At 44.4% G+C, this 22,661-nt stretch carries 19 protein-coding genes; 1 reads left to right on the plus strand and 18 read right to left on the minus strand.

Annotated elements, in window-relative coordinates; translation table 11 throughout:
- Positions 1-65: 65 nt before the first annotated feature.
- The 9 genes from IHV80_RS09870 to IHV80_RS09910 all read right to left on the minus strand — a co-directional run bounded on the left by IHV80_RS09870 (position 66) and on the right by IHV80_RS09910 (position 12,113).
- Positions 66-1,949 (minus strand): methyl-accepting chemotaxis protein, encoded by a 1,884-nt coding sequence (locus IHV80_RS09870; protein WP_192888919.1) that lies wholly within the window; start codon positions 1,947-1,949, stop codon positions 66-68.
- Positions 1,950-2,260: 311 nt separating this feature from the next.
- The gene (locus IHV80_RS09875; protein WP_192888920.1) at positions 2,261-3,832 is read right to left on the minus strand and encodes a BCCT family transporter; all 1,572 of its coding nucleotides are present in this window, start codon (positions 3,830-3,832) and stop codon (positions 2,261-2,263) included.
- A 269-nt stretch (positions 3,833-4,101) separates the two neighbouring features.
- Positions 4,102-5,700 (minus strand): BCCT family transporter, encoded by a 1,599-nt coding sequence (locus IHV80_RS09880; RefSeq protein ID WP_192888921.1) that lies wholly within the window; start codon positions 5,698-5,700, stop codon positions 4,102-4,104.
- A 169-nt stretch (positions 5,701-5,869) separates the two neighbouring features.
- A complete protein-coding gene (locus IHV80_RS09885) occupies positions 5,870-6,508 on the minus strand; it encodes a response regulator transcription factor (protein ID WP_102434857.1) in 639 nt (212 codons plus the stop codon).
- A complete protein-coding gene (locus IHV80_RS09890; protein WP_192888922.1) occupies positions 6,501-7,856 on the minus strand; it encodes a cache domain-containing protein in 1,356 nt (451 codons plus the stop codon). The genes IHV80_RS09885 and IHV80_RS09890 overlap by 8 nt, the downstream gene beginning before the upstream one ends.
- A 104-nt stretch (positions 7,857-7,960) precedes the next feature.
- On the minus strand, positions 7,961-9,244 hold the full coding sequence (locus tag IHV80_RS09895) for a TRAP transporter large permease (protein WP_192888923.1): 1,284 nt from the start codon (positions 9,242-9,244) through the stop codon (positions 7,961-7,963).
- 9 nt (positions 9,245-9,253) lie between these two features.
- Entirely contained in the window at positions 9,254-9,796 is a 543-nt protein-coding gene (locus IHV80_RS09900; RefSeq protein ID WP_192890759.1) for a TRAP transporter small permease subunit, read from the minus strand.
- Between the two features lie 259 nt (positions 9,797-10,055).
- Positions 10,056-11,150 carry a TRAP transporter substrate-binding protein gene (locus tag IHV80_RS09905; RefSeq protein WP_192888924.1) on the minus strand — a complete coding sequence of 365 codons (1,095 nt, stop codon included), beginning with the start codon at positions 11,148-11,150 and terminating at the stop codon, positions 10,056-10,058.
- 570 nt (positions 11,151-11,720) lie between these two features.
- Positions 11,721-12,113 carry a MarR family transcriptional regulator gene (locus tag IHV80_RS09910; RefSeq protein WP_192888925.1) on the minus strand — a complete coding sequence of 131 codons (393 nt, stop codon included), beginning with the start codon at positions 12,111-12,113 and terminating at the stop codon, positions 11,721-11,723.
- A 220-nt stretch (positions 12,114-12,333) separates the two neighbouring features.
- Here IHV80_RS09910 and IHV80_RS09915 point away from each other — a divergent pair, with 220 nt between their 5' ends.
- A complete protein-coding gene (locus IHV80_RS09915; RefSeq protein WP_192888926.1) occupies positions 12,334-13,134 on the plus strand; it encodes a DUF2982 domain-containing protein in 801 nt (266 codons plus the stop codon).
- A gap of 122 nt (positions 13,135-13,256) precedes the next feature.
- Here IHV80_RS09915 and IHV80_RS09920 read toward each other — a convergent pair whose 3' ends face one another.
- The 9 genes from IHV80_RS09920 to IHV80_RS09960 all read right to left on the minus strand — a co-directional run bounded on the left by IHV80_RS09920 (position 13,257) and on the right by IHV80_RS09960 (position 22,620).
- Positions 13,257-13,910 (minus strand): MBL fold metallo-hydrolase, encoded by a 654-nt coding sequence (locus tag IHV80_RS09920; protein WP_004733386.1) that lies wholly within the window; start codon positions 13,908-13,910, stop codon positions 13,257-13,259.
- A 100-nt stretch (positions 13,911-14,010) separates the two neighbouring features.
- Entirely contained in the window at positions 14,011-14,559 is a 549-nt protein-coding gene (locus IHV80_RS09925) for a YcbK family protein (protein ID WP_192888927.1), read from the minus strand.
- Between the two features lie 199 nt (positions 14,560-14,758).
- Positions 14,759-16,297, minus strand: coding sequence for a L,D-transpeptidase family protein (locus tag IHV80_RS09930; RefSeq protein WP_192890760.1), 1,539 nt, complete (start codon positions 16,295-16,297; stop codon positions 14,759-14,761).
- A gap of 81 nt (positions 16,298-16,378) precedes the next feature.
- On the minus strand, positions 16,379-17,467 hold the full coding sequence (locus IHV80_RS09935; RefSeq protein ID WP_192888928.1) for a DUF1513 domain-containing protein: 1,089 nt from the start codon (positions 17,465-17,467) through the stop codon (positions 16,379-16,381).
- Positions 17,457-18,518 carry an imelysin family protein gene (locus IHV80_RS09940; RefSeq protein ID WP_192888929.1) on the minus strand — a complete coding sequence of 354 codons (1,062 nt, stop codon included), beginning with the start codon at positions 18,516-18,518 and terminating at the stop codon, positions 17,457-17,459. The genes IHV80_RS09935 and IHV80_RS09940 overlap by 11 nt, the downstream gene beginning before the upstream one ends.
- A gap of 142 nt (positions 18,519-18,660) precedes the next feature.
- Positions 18,661-20,049 carry a di-heme oxidoreductase family protein gene (locus IHV80_RS09945; RefSeq protein ID WP_192888930.1) on the minus strand — a complete coding sequence of 463 codons (1,389 nt, stop codon included), beginning with the start codon at positions 20,047-20,049 and terminating at the stop codon, positions 18,661-18,663.
- 112 nt (positions 20,050-20,161) lie between these two features.
- Entirely contained in the window at positions 20,162-21,421 is a 1,260-nt protein-coding gene (locus IHV80_RS09950; RefSeq protein ID WP_192888931.1) for an imelysin family protein, read from the minus strand.
- A gap of 177 nt (positions 21,422-21,598) precedes the next feature.
- Positions 21,599-22,234, minus strand: a complete 636-nt coding sequence (locus IHV80_RS09955) for a GTP cyclohydrolase II (protein WP_318842405.1) — start codon at positions 22,232-22,234, stop codon at positions 21,599-21,601.
- 209 nt (positions 22,235-22,443) lie between these two features.
- Positions 22,444-22,620 (minus strand): hypothetical protein, encoded by a 177-nt coding sequence (locus IHV80_RS09960; RefSeq protein WP_192888933.1) that lies wholly within the window; start codon positions 22,618-22,620, stop codon positions 22,444-22,446.
- Positions 22,621-22,661 lie beyond the last annotated feature (41 nt).

The following is a 22,661-nucleotide window of genomic DNA, read 5'->3' on the forward strand; positions in this document are numbered from 1 at the left end:
TATCGCGAATTATTCGCTAGTCGTTTTAGCTATTAAGTTATCGCGATTCGCTCAGAACTTAGTGCTTACAGCTTGAAGCGGCTGATTTCGCTTTCTAGCTCGTGAGACAGTTCAGACAGCTGCGCTGCTTGCTCTGCCGCTTGGTGCGCTTCGTCTGCTAGCTCGTTAGATACGTCACGGATTCCTTCAGTGTTACGAGTAATCTCAGACGTTACTGAAGCTTGCTCTTCTGCAGCAGAAGCAATCTGTGTTGCCATGTCGCTAATGCGTTCAACGGCAGCATGAATTTGCGTTAAGCTCGCTGCTGCTGAGTTAGCGTCATCAACACTGGTTTCAGCTAGAGTACGGCTATCGTTCATGATGTTAACCGCTTTGCCAGTTGTACCTTGAAGCAATTCGATAGTTTGTTGAATCTCTTGCGTTGAACCATGCGTGCGTTGGCTCAGAACACGAACTTCATCAGCGACTACTGCAAAGCCACGACCTTGTTCACCCGCACGTGCTGCTTCGATAGCGGCATTAAGTGCAAGTAGGTTCGTTTGTTCAGCGATACCTTGAATGTTCGACAAGATAGCGTTGATGCTGTTGCCGTGCTCTTCAAGCTCTAGAATCACGTTAGTTGCGATTTGAACTTCTTGAGCAAGGTTTTGGATAGAGCTTTGAGTCTGTGTCACTTGACCAGTACCGTGCTCACACGCGCCAACGGCTTCAGATGAGTTCTGAGCTGTGTGGTCAGCGTTACCCGCGATTTCTTGTGTTGCTGCAGCCATTTCGTTAACGGCTGTCGCTACCATGTTGATCTCATCTTGTTGCATCTGGATACGAGCGCTACGTTCTTCAGCTTGAGAAGCCGTTTGACGTGCTTGGTTACCCAATGCAGCAGACACTTCGCTTAACTTAACAACCATGGTGTGCATGTTGCCCACGAAACGGTTGAAGTTTGTAGCAAGCTGACCAATCTCGTCGTCGCTCTTAGGCTCAAGACGCTGAGTAAGGTCACCTTCACCTGAAGCGATCTCTTCAAGTGCAGCAGAAACGCGGTTTAGGTCGCGGAATAGGAAGCTCACTAACCAAGAAACCAATACGATCACGATAAGCGTAATCACAACAGCCGTCATGATTAGCTGAGTAAGCAGTGTTGAGTGGTTAGCTTCTTCAGTCGCTCGGTCCATTTGAACCGCGAAGATCCAGTTAGTGTTAGGAACCTTAGTGAAGTAAAGCAGCTTCTCAGCGCCACGCTCTTTAATGATCTCAATGCTACCAGTACGCACTGCGTTCTCAATGATAGGCATAGAGATATCGTTTGAAAGCTGACTTACCGGCTTCAGGCTCAATGCTGAATCTGGGTGTGCTAGGAATGTGCCGTCAGATGCATCAATCAGCATTGCGTTGGCATTGTCACCAACATCTAGGCTGATTACATCGTTAACCAATTGATCGATAAGTACGTCTGCACCTACTACACCAACAAGTTTGCCGTTATGGCGCACAGGTTCTGCAATCGTTACTAGCAGTGCTTTAGTGATCGCATCTTGGTAAGCCGTCGTGATGATTTGCTTACCCGCTGCGTTTGCTTCTTGGTACCAAGGACGTTGACGAGGATCGTAATCAGCACGATTACGTTCAGGATGTGAACGGTACATTCCGCCTTCTGGAGTACCTAAAAAGATATCGTCAAAGCCACCCGCTACACGAGCTTGCTTAAGGAAAGGAACAACATCATCCTCTCGTGAAAAGTCATTAAATGCTGATGCGATATCCGTACGAATATCAATCCAGTTTTTAATACCTTCAGATGCTGCTTCTGATACGCTTTCAGCTCGCAGGTATACGCCATTACGAGTCTGTTCAAATAATTGGTTTGCTGATAACCAAGTCAACGCTGTAGCCATAACGACAACAGCAGATAGGCTAGCACCTATCAACTTCTGCTTAAGTGTTAGTTTCATGTCAAAGTTTCACGAGTGGTGGGAAATCTCGCGCATACTACCCAATATCAGTATTAAATTCGAGCGATTTCACGATTTAATATTGGAATATATTTTTATGTAAACCATAGCCTTAGCTTATGCCAATTAGTTGTCACGCCGCCAAATTCAAGGCGCTACTAAGTATATGGTTATTAAAAAATATGTCAGACTTAGTACGGTAAAAAAGGTATGAAAAATAGATGTAAAAAGGCAGGAGAGTTTCCTCACCTGCCTTCGTATTATTTAGTATTCGACCGCCTATAAATCGCAGTCGATTTAAGCTTCAGAAGTTAGCGCTTTTCTGTACGCATACCCATTAGCAAGCTCACACACATCAGTAATAGAATAATGGTGAACGGCAATGCTGTCGAGATAGCACCCGCTTGTAGAGCTTGTACTGCTTCGGTACCGCCAACCCACAATAGAGCCACAGCGATCGCTCCTTCAAGGAATGCCCAGAACACACGTTGAGGTACTGGCGTATCGACTTTACCACCCGCGGTAATGCTGTCGATAACTAGAGAGCCTGAGTCAGACGATGTAATGAAGAATACTAGAACCAAGATAACAGCAATGATTGATAGCAGCGTACCGAATGGTAGAGCATCAAACATTTGGAACATCGCTAGTGATACATCAGTCAAACCATCTTGACCAAGGATACCAACGTTGTTCACGATTTGGTCAATCGCCATGCCGCCAAATACTGACATCCAAATGATAGTCACCGTCGTTGGAACAATCAGAACCGCTGTGATGAACTCACGAACCGTACGACCTTTAGAAACACGCGCGATAAACATACCTACGAATGGTGACCATGAAATCCACCAAGCCCAGTAGAATACCGTCCAACCGTGCATCCACGTTTCATCTTCACGACCATGAGGGTTACTCAATGGAATGATGTTTTCAATGTACGCCATAAAGGTTGTTGGGATAGAACCTAAAGTCACCGCGTAGCCAATTAGAGCCACTAAGATAAGCAGTAGGAAAGCAACCAACATGTTGATGTTACTGATAACTTTAACGCCGCCATCAATACCACGAAGTACTGATACAACCGCTAACAAGGTTACTACCGTAATAACAACAACTTGTAACCCCAAGCCAGCCTCGATTCCGAAGACATGTTGGATACCACTTGCTGCTTGTTGCGCACCTAAGCCCAGCGACGTCGCCAAACCAAACAGAGTTGCAAGAACCGCTAGAATATCAACAATATGACCAGCCCAACCCCATGCTCTATCACCCAAGATTGGGTAGAAAATAGAACGAATAGAAAGAGGCAAACCTTTGTTGTAAGAGAAGAAAGCAAGTGACAGCGCTACAACACCATAAATAGCCCAAGGGTGTAGACCCCAGTGATACATGGTTGCACCTAATGCCAGTTTTGCAGCTTCTGGTGTGTTTGGTTCAACACCTAACGGGGTTTCAAACCAACCCGTGAAGTAAGCAGCGGGCTCCGCCACACTCCAGAACATCAGGCCGATACCCATACCTGCGGCAAACAACATTGATAGCCAAGACATGAATGAGTAATCTGCGGTCGCATCAACACCACCAAGGCGGATTTTACCGTATGGTGAAACAATCAGGCCTAAACAGAAAATAACAAAAATGTTACCAGACCAGATGAACAACCAATCAAACGAGTTGATGATTTGACCTTTAACACCATCAAGTGCTGCTTTTGCTGATGCGGTATCTGTAATCAGAACACCGATCAAAAACAAAGTAATTAGGCCTGCGCTAATACCAAAAACAGGGTTATGTACATCAAAGCCCCATTTTTGGACGTTATCTTGACCGACAGTGTAATCCGTACTGTCGATACTGTATTTATCTATACCTTTAGTCATTATCCCTCTCTACGGAATACTAATACGGTCTATTGACCTCATATCCCTTACTTACCTGCGACTTAATCACAAACTCGAACATACGATCCAAGTAGTACAAGCTGTTGTCACATAATTCAAATACTTGGATGTCTGAAGTTTAGCAGGTTAACTTATTGTTTTCAGTAAACCAGAATCGGTTCGATGAGTTTTCAAACAAAATTCACGTAATTACTCAAATTACTGACGAAAAAAGGCCGACTATGTCGACCTTTATTTAGAAAATACTTTTAGCTCAAAGCATTTTGATGCTTAACCAATTGATTTTCTGTTCGTAAGCCTAACAATAAGCTTAGGCACATAAGCAATAATATGAATGCAAATGGTAACGCCATGGATACCGTTCCGGCTTGCAATGCTTGGATTGATTCAGTACCGCCAACCCAAAGTAAAACTGCGGCAATCGCACCGCCCATCAACGCCCAAAATACACGTTGAGGTACGGGTGCATCCACTTTACCACCAGAGGTAATGCTATCAATAACCAATGAGCCTGAATCTGAAGAAGTAATGAAGAACACCATGATTAAGCCAATCGATACAACAGAAAGTACTGAGCTCATCGGAAGCGCATCGTAAGTGTGGAACAGAGACAGTGTAATATCTTGCAGACCATTCACACCGATCTCACCGACCTTGTTCGCGACTTGGTCAATCGCAATACCACCGAAAATCGCCATCCAGATAATGATTACTGACGTTGGGATGAACAATACCGCCACGATGAATTCGCGAATTGTACGACCTTTAGAAATACGAGCGATGAACATGCCTACGAATGGTGACCAAGACATCCACCATGCCCAGTAGAATACTGTCCAACCTTGCATCCAAGTTTCATCCTCACGGCCGTGAGGATTACTTAAAGGAATAAAGTTTTCGATATAACCCATCAATGCCGTTGGAATAGCTTTAATACCCGCCATGCCACCAGCGATGGTCACGAAGATAAGCAACCCTAACGCAACGACCATATTGATGTTACTTAGAACCTTAACACCACCGTTAATACCACGAATAACCGACATTGTTGCCAATAGCGTTACTACTGCGATAACGATAAGCTGCATGCCAATACCACCATCGGTACCAAACACATGGTTAATACCACTTGCTGCTTGCTGAGCACCTAAGCCAAGTGACGTTGCAAGGCCAAACAGTGTTGCAAGTACCGCGACGATGTCGACAATGTGGCCAAACCAACCCCAAGTTCTATCACCTAGAAGTGGATAAAAGATTGATCGAATAGAAAGCGGTAAGCCTTTATTGAATGTGAAGAAAGCGAGGGCTAGAGCAACAACGGCGTAAATAGACCAACCGTGTAAACCCCAGTTATAGATAGTCGCGCCAAGCGCCAACTTAGCCGCTTCAGGAGAATAAGCTTCAACACCAAGTGGTGTTTCATACCAACCTGTGAAGTAAGCCACTGGCTCTGCAACACCCCAGAACATCAAACCAATACCCATTCCCGCGGCGAATAACATCGACATCCAAGATAGGTTAGAGTGCTCTGCTTTGGCATCATTGCCACCAATACGTATCTTGCCATACGGGGAGACAATGAGGGCAAAACAGAAAATAACAAAGATGTTAGCTGCCCACATGAAGAAACCATCGAAGTTACCGATGACTTTCCATTTAATTCCATCAAGTGCTGCTTTTGCGGTTTCAGGGTCAGCGACCAGAAGTGCGATCAGGAAGACGATGATCGCTCCTGCACTGATTCCAAATACTGGGTTATGAACATCAAAACCCCATTTCTGAACGTTATCTTGTCCTACTGTATAATCGGTATTTTCAATACTATACCTATCTTTTACAGGCGCCATGCTTCCTCTCTAATTTGTAGTACACTGTTTGCAACATTGCGTTCGGCACTTAAATTTCGAAAGGAAGAATATCAACCTGTCGCAAAAATACTAAAAAAACCTCCAAAAAGTAGGCCTAAATAGCAAAGTTAGTAATTAAATTACACATTCAATGTAATTTAGCGTAAGATCAGTCCACAAGCCCCAAATTGACAGCGTACTTAGCTAATTCTGCAGTTGAGTGAATATCAAGCTTATGCTTAATGTTTTGTCTGTGTGTTTCTACCGTTCGGTAACTGATATTTAAACCCTTCGCGATCTCTTTACTGCTCTCCCCTTTTGCCACCAATTTCAACACCGCTTCTTCACGTCTGCTCAATGGATTCTTGACGGATTGCGTGGGAGTAATCGGCTGAGTAAACAAATTCTGTGTGACTTTTTCGCAGAAATAGGTCGAGCCTTGATTGACCGTTTTGATCGCCTGTACCATTTTTTCAGCGGAAATCTCTTTCAACATATAGCCAACTGCGCCCGACTGCATCACCTTCATAATATATTCACGGTTGTTATGCATGGTCAGCATCAACACCTTCGCATCAGGGTCTTCTTCTTTAATCAGGTGGGTGGCGTCAATGCCGTTCATGATAGGCATGCTAATATCCATTAACACCACATCGGGCCGTAAAGACTTAACGACCTCTACCGCTTCTAAACCATTACTGGCGGTGCCTATCACGCAAATATCTGGCTCGAGTTCCAATCTCGCCATAAAGCCATCCAGTACCACTTGGTGATCGTCAGCGATCACAACTCGAATAACTTCACTCATTCATTAATCCCTCTAGTGTCAGTAACACTGTAATTTCCGTTCCGAGGCCAATCTCACTCATCAATTCAAAATCACCACCGATGAACTCCACTCGCTCTCTCATATTGCGCAGACCGATCCCTCGTTTTTCCATCGCTTTATAAGTGTTGAAACCGACACCGTTGTCTTGGATCAGCAGTTGCAACACATTACCGATTTGCTGCGCGATAACCGTCACTTTGGTCGCTTGGGCGTGTTTCTCTATGTTGTTCAATGATTCTTGCACCACTCGGTAGAGGGTCGTCGCCGCTTCTGATTTCAACTTTCCGGGTTGAGTGGCGAACAAAGTCTCCACTTCAATACCCGAGTGAGCCTGAAAATCTAACAACAACGAAGACAACGCCGCTTCTAAGCCAATATCATCCAATGAGCTTGGACGAAGTTGATGGGAGATGTGCCTCACCTCTTCAATCGCTCGCATCAGTGAATGCTGCGACTTATTCAAATGCGCTTTGAGGTCTTCATTTTGTAACTTATTACCAAGTAGTTCTAAGTGGCAACGACTTGATACTAATAATTGATTAATACCGTCATGCAGCTCTCGTGCTAAATGCTTCTTCTCGTCTTCTTGGAACATCACCGTTTTATGGGCGAGCTCTTTTAAGTTGTTGTCCGCGATACGGTGTTCATGCATGTTAATGGCTAAGGTGAGTACGATAATAACCGCCACTGTTACACTAAGAATCACCACAATGGAGAAAAACGTGGTTTCAATATTCTTGTTGATCGCAGCCTGCATCGAAGCCACTTCTTGATGTACGTCTTCAATATACAAACCTGTGCCAATCATCCAATCCCAACGTTCCAACCAAGCGGCATAACTCAGCTTAGAAACCACTTCTCCGGTCGACGGCTTCTGCCATAAATATTGGTGAAACCCACCTCCAGTTTGCGCCTCTCTTAATAGTGCTTCTATCAGAAAGTCACCGTCTTCATCTTGCAGTTCAAGTAGGTTTTGGCCAATCAATTCAGGTTGAATAGGATGAACCAGATTGGTCCCGTGGCGATCATACGCAAAGAAATAACCATCAGAGCCATATCTAAGTTTAGACAATATGCTTCGGACTTCTGTTTTGGCTTGCGCTTCTTTAATGTCGGGGTCGTTGTAGATATGTTCGATCGCATCAAATGCGAGGTCGACGGTGTCTTTGAGGGCGTTTTCACGCGACTTGATTAAGCTGTCTCTGAAGATCTCGACCTCTTTCGCACCCAACGTCTTGGTTTGATGTAACGAGATCCAACTTATGCTCGCCGTTACCAGCAGCAACGGGAGTAGCGTCAGCAAAATCAGCTTAGCTTTTAGAGGCATTCCTTTCCCTCACAAAAAACGGCTTACTGAACATCAATAAGCCGTTTTACTTTATCAATTTATAGATAGCCGTTGAAACATATCATTCACATTCTAGGCTTCACTCACATTCCATAGAAAGATGGGAAAGCGAGAAGTGATCCAAGTACGAGGATCTGAATCAGAATGAACGGCATCACGCCTCGGTAGATGTCCTTAGTGGTGACGCCTTTCGGCGCAACCCCTTTCAAATAGAACAAACTGAAGCCAAATGGCGGCGTTAAGAATGAGGTCTGCAGGTTCATTGCGATAAGGATAGCGAACCAAGTCATGTTGATGCCCATCAATTCAGCCACTGGCGCAATGATCGGCACGATGATGAAACAGATTTCTACGAAGTCGATGAAGAAACCCAGAATCAAAATAACCAACATGGTGATGATCAAGAAGCCCCACTTTTCACCTGGCAGTTGCAGCATCCATTCTTCAACTAGGTAATCACCACCGGTATAAGTAAACGCCATCGAGAATGCTGTCGCACCAAGCAGGATAGCAAAAACCATCGCGGTCACTTTAACTGTCTCTTTTGACGCAGCAAACACCATCGACCAACTAAATTGACCGTATAACAGTGCAAGAACCAATGCACCAGCACCACCTAACGCTGCCGATTCAGTTGGCGTTGCCACACCAGCAAAGATAGAGCCCAGAACAACAATGATCAGCGCTAAAGGTGGAAGAATCGCTTTAAGCGCATTAAACACCTCTTGCTTACGGCTAATGGAGTCATCACGTTCAATCGGTTGAGCCGATTCAGGGTTGAGCTTCGCGTATATCAAGATATAAACAATGTAAGCACCCACTAGCATCACACCCGGCCAAATCGCAGCTTGGAATAAGTCCCCAACCGGTACACCCAATACATCACCCAATAAAATCAAGACGATGGATGGCGGAATGATTTGCCCTAAGGTACCAGAAGCACAGATGGTGCCGCAGGCTAAGCCTTTATCGTAGTTGTACTTGAGCATAACAGGCAGAGAGATAAGCCCCATTGCCACTACGGAAGCACCAACTACCCCCGTTGACGCGGCAAGTAGTGAGCCCACCAGCACGGTCGAGATCGCAATGCCACCTCGAACACCACCAAACAATCGACCCATTGACTCAAGTAACTGTTCAGCCAGCTTGGTCTTTTGTAGAACAAGGCCCATAAAAACAAACAATGGAACGGCCATCAGCACCGTATTTTCCATAATTGATTGAATTCGATATGGCATGAAGGCAAACATTTCAATGCCCTCAGCCCAAACACCAAAGATTAACGCGATACCACAAAAAGTGAACGCCACTGGGAAGCCAAGTAAAAGCGCAAACAAGGCTACGAAAAACATTACTATTCCAATCATGTTTAGCCTCTACTTATGATTTGCATGGATAAGGTGTGGATTAAAAATCTTGTTCAGCGAGTGCAGGATCAAACCGACTCCGCTGAGTGCCATCAAGAAAAATGAAAGTGGAATCATCGCTTTAATGATCCATCGGTAAGGAAGACCTCCGGGATCGCCCGATGTTTCGCCGAGGTTATAACTCTCTTTCGCAACATCGATTCCAAACCAAGCAACTAGCAAACAGAAAGGAAGCAGGAAGACAACGGTGCCTATTAGGTCAATAATCGCTTGTGCCTTGAAGCTGAGTTGTTCGTAGAAAACATCAACTCGTACGTGGCCACCCGCTTTGATGGCGTAAGGAACACCTAACAAGAAGACGGCTGAGAAAAGGTGCCATTCCATCTCTTGGAAGGCGATAGACACATCGTTAAAGGCGTATCGCATCACAACGTCATACACTACGTTAGCAACAAGAAGGATAAACAACATACTGGAAAGCCATCCCAGTGCATCACCGATACGATTAAATAGGCGTTCAATATAAATTAGACTTCGCATTCCCGACTCCATGGAATTTGAAAAGACATCGCGCAGTAAAACGAGAACTGAAACGAGTACCACTCATAAAACGATTCAGTTTCTAATTAGCTAAACGCACGACGTAGAAAGGGTTCTTGGATGTATTTGTATTACAGGATTTATCCTGCTTAATTATTATGGTTAAAATGAACCCGCGGCTTATCTGCTTAAGTACTTAGCCCTTAGGCACAAGTGATACAATAGTGCATTTGCTTTGGGTTCATTTAACTTTTAAGTCAACCGCTGTCGACTATTTCGCTTGGCTATTTAAATAAGCTCTGTGTGAAATATCCGTCCATGAACGAACTTGCTCTAGGTAACTTGCTTGTGAAGCTTGAATCTCTTTTGCCAATGCATCTTTCTCAGCGTGCTTAGCAAGTAGACGATCGTTCGCTTCTTTCAGTGCAGACATAACCTCTGGCGGGAAATCTTTCACTTGTACATCTGGGTATTCTGTTTTCATTGAAACCCAGTTTTTGCCACTTTCATGTGTTGCTTGTGTGTACATATCGTAAGCCGCAGTGCGCATTGCAACACGCAAGATTTCTTGTAGGTCCTCAGGAAGCTTGTTCCAAGTGCGCTTGTTCACTAGGAATTGAAGCTCTGAACCCGGCTCATGCCAACCTGTGTAGTAGTAAGGTGCGATCTTGTGGAAGCCCATTCGTAAATCAAGTGATGGACCTACCCACTCTAGTGCATCGATCGTGCGACGCTCTAAAGACGTGTAAAGCTCACCAGGGGCAATATTGGTAGGTTTAGCGCCTAGCTCCGCCAGAATCTCCCCAGCAAAGCCTGGGATGCGCATTTTCAGACCTTGTAGGTCTTCAACGCTGTTGATCTCTTTTTGAAACCAACCACCCATCTGGATATCTGTGTTACCACCAGGGAACGACATCAAGTTATGTGGAGAGTAAACCTGCTCCATCAACTCCATACCACCACCGTGATAGAACCACGCGTATTGTTCTGCAGGCGTCATACCGAAAGGCATAGAAGTGAAGTAAAGAGTGTTTGGAACTTTACCTTTCCAGTAATAAGAGCCTGAATGTCCCATGTCGTATTGACCAGACTTAACCATGTCAAAAACGCCAAGTGGTGCTTTGTGTTTGTTCGCTGAATCGATTCTGATCTGCAGTCGACCATTCGACATTTTCTCAGCCATCGCAGCCATGTTCTTCGTCGCGTCACCGAATACAGGGAAGTTTGGTCCCCATGTTTCAGCAAGCTTCAAGCGATAAACCCTATCAGCAGCAGTTGCACCGGTAGCGACCAAAGCTAAACAAGCCGCTGCAGTCACCGCAACGTTTTTAAAAACTCGTGTGAGGGAGTTAGAAATGAGACTCATGTTCACGTCCTTTTGTTGGATTAACACTCTTTCTTTGAGTATTTTTTATGATTCACCATAAGAGTGCACCTTGATGAGGCAACTAGATATCAGGGAGAGCACGCACGACGGACTCACAAAAACTGCGTACTAGACCAAAGGATTACGTAGAACTACGTAGGAGATCATTGAGTAATGTCGATTTTAAAGGACTCACCTTATTCACCAGAAAAATGCTTATTGATAAATACCTAAGTATTAATAATTAAACACCGTTAACAATTGATTGCCATTTCGTGATGAAGATCTAAGAGCACCACTTATCAAATATGCACCTGAACGCACCAAGTCCGAGAAAGCATCGTTTCAAATAATCAAATGCCTACTTTGGTGCTTACTGGTTCGAAACATGGAACACGCGAAAGGCTGGCTAATAACGTAAGGGGGCAGCCGATTAGAAGTAAGGTTTCTGGGGCTAGGTTTAAATGTGGGTATGAAGTTGTGTTGGAGGGGGCATGATCTGACAGATACAAAAAAGCCTCGATAATCGAGGCTTAAAAACTTTAACGAAGCGAATGTAATCCCGAGGGATTAGATAGCTTTGTAGATAACCTTGTTACCTGCAAGTTGCTCTTTCGCTACTAGGTTTTCTTCAAGAAGTTTTTTCAATGCGCCTGTTGCCCATGAAGCTGCTTTCGCGTCTTCTTGACCAGCTGCTAGGCCGATACCTTTAGGGTTAATGCCTTCAGCATTGCTAACAACGATGTCTAGAACTTGTTGTTGCTTAGGAGTCAGTGCTACCGCAACTTCTTTCGTTGCTGCTACTACTTTCTCTACCGCTGGTTTTGCTGCTACAGTTTTTTCTGCTACAACTTTCTCTGCGACAGGCTTCGCTTTTTTCGGCGTTGCCACTGCTTTAACTACAGCCGCTTTAGTGCGTTTCTGCAGTTTAGCCTGCACCTTACGCTTATGAGCAAGTCTCATTGAATATTTCTCCAGTTCACTGCTCTTTTCGCAGTGGTGAAAATTTGAAGCGCGATTTATACCAAAAAACGGGAGCTATTTGTAGAGTGAAGCGTCGAAAGTCGACGAAAAATACCGATATTGTCTACTACCGTCTATTATTTAAACATAGACTTATCAATTTAGGGTCATATACACTGGTTATCCATCCAGACAAAAATATGAAAACTTGGTGTTGCCTATGGACACTCGTCACCTTACAAATTTCTCTTTGCCTGCATTTACACAATCATATCGAATTATCGCTATCATTTTAGGATTCGCTTGTCTAATCATGGCGTTATACATTGATAACTCAAAATTACTGATCGTGGGTGCATTTTGCATTAGCGCGCTTTTGGGCACGGGCTATTATTTGATGCTTCGTAGCAGAGTGATGTTCACGCTCACTTCCACTCACTTTCAACAGCATTTTTATAAAGGTGGATGGGTTTTAAAGTGGAGCAATATTGAAAAAATTGGCATGTGTACCTACGAGCAAGAAGGGTGGCATCAACCTCTCCCTTGGGTGGGTATTAAAATGAAAGATTACTCGCCCTACCTTGACTCTATTTGCCCCAAAATAACCTGCGAATTATTACTGAGCCAGCGAGCACTTTTATATCTGGGAGCTAAGCAAGCGGGTAAAGAATCACACTTTGAAGATATGGTGCTCGACTCATCGCATTACCATGCACGTTGTACAGAAAGCGGCTGTGTTGAATTGAGCCAATATAAAGAGTCAGAGAATATCGACGACGATAACGTCAGTGATCACCAGCCACAGACTGCCCTTGATTCAACTAATGAATCGAACACTCAAAGCGCGTTGATTAAAGATTATTCAGGATTACAGGCGATGCTTGCGAACAGGATGAAATATCAAAGAGGGTTTCACGGCTACGATATTTTCATATCAACCCATGATCTGAATATCAGTGGAGAGGAGTTTATTGGATTGGCTCGACGCTACTTGGCGGCTGCCGAACGTCTTTCTGATTAAAATTAAACAGGTTAGAAGTAAACTCGCACGCTAATCCACGATGAACCATAAAAAAAGCTTAGCTTTCAGAATAAAAGCTAAACTTCATTTTCAATCGTTCTTATATTGAATCAGAGACTTAATTAATACAGAGGCATTTCATCCGCTACGAACGGGTTTGATGCACGTTCACGACCAAATGTAGACTCAGGGCCATGGCCCGGTACGAATGTCACATCACTGCCTAGCGGCCAAAGCTTAGTCTTGATTGAAGCAATTAGCGTGTTGAAATCGCCTTGTGGGAAATCCGTACGACCAATAGCACCATTAAATAAAACGTCACCAACAAACGCCATACGCGCTTGCTCGCTGAATAGCACAACGTGACCTGGCGTATGACCCGGAGTATGAATCACATCAATCACTTGGTTACCAAAAGTGACTTTGTCGCCCTCTTCTAACCATGTGTTTGGTTCAAAAGCTTTGCACAGTGGGAAACCAAACATCTGGCTTTGATTCTCTAAACCTTGAAGCCAAAAGTTGTCTGCCTTATGTGGGCCAACAATGTTCACGTTCAAGATTTCAGCAAGTGGTACTGTTCCGCCCACATGGTCTAGGTGACCGTGAGTCAATACCAAGTTCACCACTTTAACACCTAACTCTTCGATGATAGCAGCCAGTTGCTGAACATCACCGCCCGGATCGACAACGATGCCTTCCATTGTCTCATCACACCACACAATTGAGCAGTTTTGAGAGAAAGAGGTAACAGGAACAACTTGATACTTAAGAGACATATACAAACCTTAGAGGGCAAACTGAAATTTGGGCAAACTATGACATTGGATGTCTATTTTGACAAGTGCCTACCGCTTTGCTCGACCACTAAGCCCGGTTCTACCAGGTTCGCACTGGACCAGTATCAATGTGAATGAAGTTACTACGAGCATAATAGCCAACACCACCCGCTTGTAGGCTTCGTGCTACGTCTCTCAATTCTTTCAAATCAACACCGTCGATACGAAAATCGATAGCTTTACCTTGCATATGGTAGCTCTTTTTCGCTACACCACTTGATTTCGAGCGCAGTACTTCATTGGTCGCTGGAGAACGGTAACCAGAGATGATTTGAACTTCTTTTTGAATACCCAGAACATTTTGAATCTGTGTGATCTGATCAAACAGGTTCTTGTCCATTGGATGAATCTCATTGCGGCGGAAATCACGGCACAATTTGCTTAAACGAGCCATTTCATCACCAACATAGTTAGTGCCATCGAAATAACAGGTCTCTAATCGTTCACCGGTGTGAAGATTGTTCATGCTAATCGTTCTTGGTTGATCAGGGTATGAAGCAAAAGCGATAGAAGGAGTGATTGAGGCGACAACAGCGGTACCACCAGCGTAAGTCAGAAACTGACGGCGTGAAAATAAACTTTGAGACATACAGCAAAAAAACCAATTAGATCGAACGAAAAATGCACGATACATAATGGAAATTGCTGCGTCAACGTACAAAAACCGCCCAAAAGGTTAGTATTTGTAACCTTTGCACGGTTAGTTATTGATCCACATTACAATTTTATCAATAGAAGCTTGGTTGTCATTTTTTGGTCAAGATCACCCTTATTGGCTTCAATGATAATTAACCACCCTCTTTATCATATTGATAGATGTCACCACGATACTGTATGCCCCCTTCTTCAAACAGCACGGTTTGATAGATGATATGCACGGGGATTCGCTTCTTGAGTCGCACCTTAGTATTAGGAGCAAGGTCATCACTCTGGTTCGGTACTTTCCTTACTTTGGTAGCAAACAACAACTCAGCCAACTCCTCTGCATGTTCAACACGTATGCAGCCGGAGCTATAAGCACGGAAGTCGTCATTAAACAGACCTTTACTTGGCGTATCGTGCAGATAGATCGCTCGCTTGTTAGGAGTGTTGAACTTGTACAAACCTAATGCATTACGCGAGCCTGCCTGCTGGCGCATTCGATATGGGAAAGAATTGAAATTAATGGTCTGCCAATCGATCTCTGTGGTGTCGACCGTCTCCATAGTGCGCCAACCGTCAATCACTTGGAAATTGTGTGTTTCTAGGTAGCTTTCGTCCGCTTTTACCTTAGGCAAGATGTCTTTGACCATGATTTTCCACGGCACGTTCCAAGTCGGGTTTAGGATGACCGAATCTAGGTTTATCTCTAAAAGCGGTGTTTTTCGCGACTTTCTGCCCACGACAACTTTGGACTCAAAGACCTCTTCACCATCTTCCCAATACTTCATATCAAAACTAGGGACGTTGACGACAATGAGAGAGTCTCTGTCTCGTGGCCACAAACGCACGCGTTCCGCATTCAGAGCCAAAGAAGTCAATCGATCATCAAAGCTCATGTTGATCCATTTGATCGTGTCTGGCCCGACGATCCCATCGTCTGTCAGGCCGTGCATGCGCTGGAATGATTTAATCGCCGTTTGCAGATCTCGATCGAACTCTGGGAAATCGACCGCGATCATCGAGGTATCAACACCGACCAAAGCAATACGCTCAACAAGAATGGCTTTGTCTGAAAGCTGGTCACCCAAGCGCTTCAAACCTTTCTGTCTATAACGTTCAATATTGAGCTCAGAGGCGGTTTCTAACACCGAATAGGTTGCTTTGAATTGGTCAAAGTCCCCAACAGGCGGCGCGTAAGACAACACCATCTCCAATAAGTAATCATTGGCGACACTGCTTTTTAATCTCATCAGAATATGTGGAGAAGGCGCTGGTAACTTGGAATGCAACTTGCCCGAGAAATACCACTCTTTACCGGCAAGAGGGGCATTTTCAACGTAGCTTAGGTAATAGATAAAGGTATCGGTTAATAAGATGTCCAACTCTTGCCATTGCCCACGAGATTGGTACTCACGGATTTGCTTAAGTTGTCGGTCAAAAAGCGGTGCCATTTGCGCTTGTTCTAAAAGCGACAATTGGAATTCAAACGCTTTAACAAGTTCAGGGGAGTCCCACAGAATAGGCAGAGAAGAGTCTTGATAAATACTCTGGGTAAGCTCTGGATAAATCAGCATAAAAGAGAGTTCTGAATCAGCCGGAATAAATCGACTCTCGTCAGAACTCGTATAGCTCCATGCATGCACAGAAACTAACACCAATAATCCAAAGAAGTACTTCGCTAACATGCTTAATCCCATCACCAATCATCCCATAAGTATGGCAAAGAAATAGGAGTAAGCATGTTATTTTTTAAGGGGTTTTATGAACTAGATTGCACTCCAGTGATTGTCCCACTGGATGGATGATTGCTGACTGGATTTTTCATATGGCTTACGTTGGCTCACAACACTACCCGCTCCAGAGCTGAGTCGAAACTCACCATCAAGCAACACTGCACCAGAAGCATCAGATAGCGCGGAGAGTTCTACTAGTTCTTTAGTCTCCTTAGACCAAATACCGTAGCAATTGCCTCTTGGCGAGGTCGCAATAATCCAATCATCAGAGGCCGCAATACTTGCGATATAGTGATTGAACCTTGCCCATTGCTCTGGCTCTGCGTTCAGTGATTCAAACCGCCCGCCTTTAGTATGCATCGCCAACAGCGAAGGATACTCGTCAGGCTCGCCACGATATTGCTGACCACAAAGTACGGTTTCAGCGCCATCATGGGCTAAGTGTCGAATACTCAACTTCTTGTCTAGCAATTCAACCTGATCAAGCAGCGCACCTTCAGGTGAAACATAACTTAAACTCGGTTGCATTGAATCCAAGTTTTTCGGTGTTCTGCCATCAGTATGAACGCCACCAACGCCAATCGCGAGGTTTCCATCAGGCATGATAATCACTTCATGAGGGCCAATACCAAAACCGGTGAACTCCTCGACCTTATGATAGCCTTGTGCGACATCGTAAATGCCAATCACACCTTGGCTGCTGTCCGTTTTCCCTTCAGTGGCATACAGTAATTTGCCATCTAATGAGTAAACGCCATGACCATAGAAGTGACGGTTCTTCCCTTTCACAACTAACTTGATTTGCTCACCGCTTTTATAGTCAAAAACCATAAAATAGTCACCAGGACGACGAGCAAAAACCACCGCATGCGATAATGTTGGGCAAATCGCGACGCCATGGCCACGATCGGGAATCGGCAACTGACTCAATGGCATCCCATATTCGTCAGCCACAACCGCTGAATATTGGCCACGACCATTAAGCGCACAACCAATCAACTGGGGATCGTTCGACGCACTCGCCTCACCCTTTCGAGTCGCACACCCAAATGGAAGTACTGGAACAGCTGCACAACCCAGTACAGCCTTGAGTAGCGTTCTTCGCGTAGTATCAGTCACCATCGGTAGCATTAAATCCTATTACAACACCAAGCTCTATCGCCACTTCTTCATGAATCAGGTACTTCAAACGTTCTAGTTTGTTGTATTGAGTCAACACATCTCGGTAGCCTTCTTTACTCTGCAGCATAGTAAACAAGCTGGAATCAGTCGGCCAAGTATCTAACGTTAGCGTGAATTGGTCAGCAACACGGTCAGCAAGGTCGTTTAAGCCCTTCTCTCTCAATAAGCCGTCTAGACCATTGCCATCAGCAAGGTACAAATTCTGAAGTGCTGCTACATTCGCTTTTAGTTGAGTCATCGAGGTTTGTGCACGCCATGATTCAGAGAAATAAGGACGAGGGTGACCGATTTTCGCCATTGGGCGACTCAGCTTTTTCATGCTGTAATCAAGTTGGTTGGTCAATAAAGCGATATATTCAGACTCCCAACGAGTCTCGTCTAGCGCCAACCAAGGGTTAACTTGCCATGCCTGTGCAATCGAAGATGACTTAATCGCTAAGTTTTCAGTAATCGCTTGCGACGATTGGCAACCTAGTGATTTGTCTTGAAGTAATGGCGATTGCTCGTCATAAAGCGACCATTCCAACGCGCCTAGTCCTTGAACTGTCACACTTTGCTGAGCTATCTCGTCTTGAGACCAAGCTTTATCTTGCTGAGTCAGCTGGCGCATTTTTAGGCCTGTGGTGTTCTTTTTGTCTGGCCAAAATTGAATATTCCAGCTCTCTTCTAGCGCCGCTGTTGGGCCTCTTTCTTGGCCTTGCAGTGCCATCCAACTGTTCATGGTGAGCTGCCACTGATTTTTCAACGCATCTAACTCAACATCGTTGGTTTGGCAGTAACCCTGCATCAAGACTTCTAGCTCATTGGCTTGCTTGGCGAATAGGACGGCAGAATCAAACTCTTGTTGATACACACCACGACTGATGTGCTCCGTCGTGTCTGCTTGATAAGACACACCGTTAACCTCAGATGAAGCGGCTTGCTCACCCGACGATTGGCAGCCTGCTATAATTAATACCGACAAAGGCATTAACAAAAATTTATGTGTCATGCTGTTACCTTACTTCCTAATTTTTCTTTTAATTATATGAGTTCATCAAATACGAAACGACCGCTGGCCTCGTATTCCTACAAGTTCAGCGGTTGTGTGCTGTTGGTTAACTCAGTCCTTGAACCACTGAATCTCAGACCGACTATAGCGAATTCAAAAACGCCAGTAGTGCTTCACGCTCTGTGGCATTCAAAGACAGAACGTTTTGTTTCGCCATTTCTGCTTCACCACCGTGCCAAAGCACCGCTTCCATAACATTTCTCGCACGACCGTCATGAAGTAGGAACGTGTGACCATTCACTTCTTTGGTATAGCCTAATCCCCATAAAGGTGTTGTGCGCCATTCTTGGCCATTCGCAAGATACTCAGGACGGTTATCTGCTAAACCTTCACCCATGTCGTGTAACAACATATCGGTATATGGGCTAATTAACTGATTAGATAATGCAGGTAGGCCTTTACGCTCTGCCGTACGGAATTCAGCTTGGTGACAACTTTGACAACCCGCGTCTTTAAACAGCTTCTTACCTTGAACAACGACAGGACTGTCGACGTTGCGACGAATAGGTACCGCTAAATGCTGCGAATAGAACTCAACAAAATCTAAGATGTTGTCGCTAACTTCTGGCTCACCACCATTCGGGAAATCATTACAGGTTGATTGCGCTAATGTGCAGTTTTCATTCGGGAATAAGCGACTCGTTAGACCTAAGTCACCGTTAAACGCCGCGGCATTTTGCTGCATTAAATTTGGCTGACCTGCTTTCCAACCGAAACGGCCTAGCGCCATGTCGTTGGTTTGAACATCAAGAACGTAGTTGGCTTTGCCTGACACGCCTTGTTTGTCAGCCAATTGCTGCTCAGCAAATCCAAGAATCGTTTCTTTTGAAATGCTCTCAAGCAGACCAAGGCCAATCATTGGCGGTGCAACTCGAGCAGAAAATTCAGTTTTAGGATGCATCTCGCCGAAGGCAAGATCGGTAATCTTTAAAGTGGGTTTACGCAGAGTAACGACGCTGCCGTCTTTGAATTCAACAGGAACATCGGTGTAACTGATGTTCACTTTACCCTCTGGTTTAACACCTTGAAGCGCAAAATCTTGTAGCTGTCCGCCGTAAGTTGGCTCTGGAATACCACCATCACGAATAAAGGCTTGTCTCTGCTCTGGTGTTTCAGCAGGAATACTCAAGCGAACCAACATTGAAACCGCGTTCTCATCGCCTTTTTCTGGCGCATGGCCACGACCATCTTTGATGTGACAGTTTTGACAACCGTTGGTGTTGAACAATGGGCCCAATCCATCACGTGCATCAGTTGATGACGGTGCTGGAACCCAAGGGTTTCTAAAGAAGCTGTTACCTACGCTGAAATCCAAGCGTTTGCTCATTGGTAGATTAGCAGCAGGAAGAGAAAAAGCATTAGCGCCCTCTTTCTTCACCGTTGTTTTACCACCTGAGTAAGTTTCATGGGCGTATAATGGAGACAAGAAAAACAGTGCGGTTAATAGTGAGGCTGAGAGATACGACTTCATACATTGCCTTGCTGTGTTTTTGATTTTAGTTTTTATTTGGGAGTAACTTTCTTGAGTAGCAAACAATTAAGGGCTCATTGAGAGCCCTTACATTGGTTTTGGTCTCGGGCTCTTAGAACTCGTGATCCGCGGTGTCTGGGTTTAGGCTATCAATGCCAATAACACCAGCAGCACGCTCGATTGCAGCGGTTTGAGACACTAGAGCAACAATTGTTTTGTTTACTAGTGCATTACCTGCAGCGTTGTCAGCAGCAATTAGCTGATCGAAGTGCTGGTTATTTTTCTCTGCAGAAACAACAAGTTGACCAACTTGTGCACGTGCTAGGTCAAACTGCTTTTGAATCTCTTTCGCAGCTTGCTCATCTTTTTGCTCAACTAGGTCAAACAGGCTAGGACCTGAAAGTAGAGAGCCATCTTCACGCTTGTACAAGCCAGTGTATACGTTGTAGATACCTTGCTCGTTGTAGTAATGAGAGTTGTGCGTGTTATCAGAGAAACAGTCGTGCTCATCTTCAGTAGAGTTAGCTTCTAAAGCCACTTTCATACGCTCACCAGCCAATTCACCTAGAGACAGTGAACCCATGCCGAACAACATTTTACGTAGGCCGTTATCACTTGATTCAGAAAGAAGCTCTTGACGGTAGTTGCCTTTCTCGCCTTCAGCCCACTGCTTTTCCATCCACTCTAAGTCTTGGATAAGTAGTTCAGCTGATGCTTTTAGGTATGCGCCACGACGGTCACAGTTGCCATTAGTACACTCAGCGCCAACAACGAAGTCAGTGTAAGCACGCTCACCTGCACCGCTGTTTGTGCCGTTTAAATCTTGCCCCCAAAGTAGGAATTCAATCGCATGGTAACCAGACGCTACGTTTGCTTCAGAACCGCCGATCTCGTTAAGATCTGCGATTAACTCAGGAGTAATGTTGGTTGCGTCTACTGTAGTTTGACCAATTTGGAATGTTTTGTTCGCGACAATGTTTGCGCTAGCGCCTTCGTTACCAAGCTCATATTGGTAATCAGAAGAAACGTAATCGATAAGGCCTTCATCAAGTGGCCATGCGTTCAATTGGCCTTCCCAATCATCAACAACAACGTTACCAAAGCGGAAGACTTCAGACTGTTGGTAAGGTACGCGAGAATCAAGCCAAGCTTGCTTTACTTGTTCGAAGTTGCCAGCAGAAGGAGAAGCTAAGAAGGTATCAATAGAAGAGTTCAACGCTTTTGCTGTAATTACTGAATCTGCAAACACTGCATGAGCAATATCTGCGTAATGTTCTACAACTTGATCTTGAGTTACTGCTGCGAAAGAAGAAGCAGAGGCAAAAATGAGTGACGAAGTTACGGCTTTGGTCACTAAAGATTTAATGGTCATGAAGCATCCTTGTTGAGCTTTAAATTATTATTCGTAGTAATAGTGCAAACCATTATCATTTACACTACGGATTGGAATAATACAAACTTACAATTTTATTGCAAGATAAATACAAAAAAACCTCACATTTGTGAGGTCTTTAAACATTTTTGTGTTAGGCGCAGCAATGGAGGCTAACTAGATGTCCAGATTATGCTTACCGTGTGAGACTTTCGCCTTCAAGTAGCTTTCGTTACCCGATTTAATGTGAGCAGAGGTGTTCACCACTTCTGAAATCTCAATACCAAACTCTCTAAGTTCGTTGATTTTCTTAGGGTTGTTGGTCACCAAGCGGATTTTTGTGGTGCCCAAAGCACGTAGCATTTCTGCAGCTTCGGTGAAATCACGTAAGTCGTCACCAAAACCCAAGTGGTTATTCGCTTCGTAGGTGTTCATCCCTTCGCTTTGAAGGCGGTACGCATCAATCTTGTTGTATAAGCCGATACCACGACCTTCTTGGCGTAGATAAAGAATCACACCGCCAGTTTCACCCATGATTTGAATGGTTTCGTCTAGCTGCTCGCCACAATCACAGCGAGATGAATGAAAAACATCACCAGTAAGACATTCAGAGTGCATACGAACAAGAGGTATGTCTTGTGTCTTATCGGCTGATTTAAATATCACAGCAACATGCTCTTTATCTGTTTTCAATCCATGAAAAGACAGAAGTTCAGCATCAATACTGCTTGTTACCCCTACTTTGAAATCTATTCTGGCACGTACTTCCGCCATATTTATACTCACTTGAAAATTCGATGTATTTAACAACACTACATTATTTGTCTAAACAAGTTTTTGTAGCCAACTATCTAATAATAGACACTATGGGGCTGTTAACAATTTTTTTCAAGGTCGACCACGCACAAAGTGTTACATTATAACAATTAATCATCAAACAAGAAAAAACCCCACATTGGTGATACCAACATGGGGTTATAAATTAATCAGTTGCGGCTGAGGCTCTACTTTTTACAAAACAATCAACTTACTTGAGTTTGCTTCCAAATGACGAGTTGAATCCAAGCATTCTCCAGCTCGGTCAGCTCTTCTTGCGTAAGCGTAGAAATACTCGATTTAGCACTGTATTTTTCTCCCCACTTGTCGGATTGGACATGGGTATGGAATTCTTTTTTCAAATTTGAGATTAGGTTATCCACAAATACATCCTTATATAACAGTGCTCAGCCTTTACAATCTC

It is taken from the genome of Vibrio bathopelagicus (assembly GCF_014879975.1).
In the GTDB taxonomy this organism is placed as follows: domain Bacteria; phylum Pseudomonadota; class Gammaproteobacteria; order Enterobacterales; family Vibrionaceae; genus Vibrio; species Vibrio bathopelagicus.

What these genes read in the sequence shown, in the direction of transcription:
- IHV80_RS09930 (WP_192890760.1), bottom strand. Translation starts at nt 16,297, where the DNA reads ATGTTAGCGAAGTACTTCTTTGGATTATTGGTGTTAGTTTCTGTGCAT.
- IHV80_RS09910 (WP_192888925.1), bottom strand. Translation starts at nt 12,113, where the DNA reads ATGAGACTTGCTCATAAGCGTAAGGTGCAGGCTAAACTGCAGAAACGC.
- IHV80_RS09890 (WP_192888922.1), bottom strand. Translation starts at nt 7,856, where the DNA reads ATGCCTCTAAAAGCTAAGCTGATTTTGCTGACGCTACTCCCGTTGCTG.
- IHV80_RS09895 (WP_192888923.1), bottom strand. Translation starts at nt 9,244, where the DNA reads ATGATTGGAATAGTAATGTTTTTCGTAGCCTTGTTTGCGCTTTTACTT.
- IHV80_RS09935 (WP_192888928.1), bottom strand. Translation starts at nt 17,467, where the DNA reads ATGGTGACTGATACTACGCGAAGAACGCTACTCAAGGCTGTACTGGGT.
- IHV80_RS09870 (WP_192888919.1), bottom strand. Translation starts at nt 1,949, where the DNA reads ATGAAACTAACACTTAAGCAGAAGTTGATAGGTGCTAGCCTATCTGCT.
- IHV80_RS09925 (WP_192888927.1), bottom strand. Translation starts at nt 14,559, where the DNA reads ATGTCTCAAAGTTTATTTTCACGCCGTCAGTTTCTGACTTACGCTGGT.
- IHV80_RS09905 (WP_192888924.1), bottom strand. Translation starts at nt 11,150, where the DNA reads ATGAGTCTCATTTCTAACTCCCTCACACGAGTTTTTAAAAACGTTGCG.
- IHV80_RS09950 (WP_192888931.1), bottom strand. Translation starts at nt 21,421, where the DNA reads ATGACCATTAAATCTTTAGTGACCAAAGCCGTAACTTCGTCACTCATT.
- IHV80_RS09880 (WP_192888921.1), bottom strand. Translation starts at nt 5,700, where the DNA reads ATGGCGCCTGTAAAAGATAGGTATAGTATTGAAAATACCGATTATACA.
- IHV80_RS09900 (WP_192890759.1), bottom strand. Translation starts at nt 9,796, where the DNA reads ATGGAGTCGGGAATGCGAAGTCTAATTTATATTGAACGCCTATTTAAT.
- IHV80_RS09885 (WP_102434857.1), bottom strand. Translation starts at nt 6,508, where the DNA reads ATGAGTGAAGTTATTCGAGTTGTGATCGCTGACGATCACCAAGTGGTA.
- IHV80_RS09920 (WP_004733386.1), bottom strand. Translation starts at nt 13,910, where the DNA reads ATGTCTCTTAAGTATCAAGTTGTTCCTGTTACCTCTTTCTCTCAAAAC.
- IHV80_RS09875 (WP_192888920.1), bottom strand. Translation starts at nt 3,832, where the DNA reads ATGACTAAAGGTATAGATAAATACAGTATCGACAGTACGGATTACACT.
- IHV80_RS09945 (WP_192888930.1), bottom strand. Translation starts at nt 20,049, where the DNA reads ATGAAGTCGTATCTCTCAGCCTCACTATTAACCGCACTGTTTTTCTTG.
- IHV80_RS09940 (WP_192888929.1), bottom strand. Translation starts at nt 18,518, where the DNA reads ATGACACATAAATTTTTGTTAATGCCTTTGTCGGTATTAATTATAGCA.
- IHV80_RS09915 (WP_192888926.1), top strand. Translation starts at nt 12,334, where the DNA reads ATGGACACTCGTCACCTTACAAATTTCTCTTTGCCTGCATTTACACAA.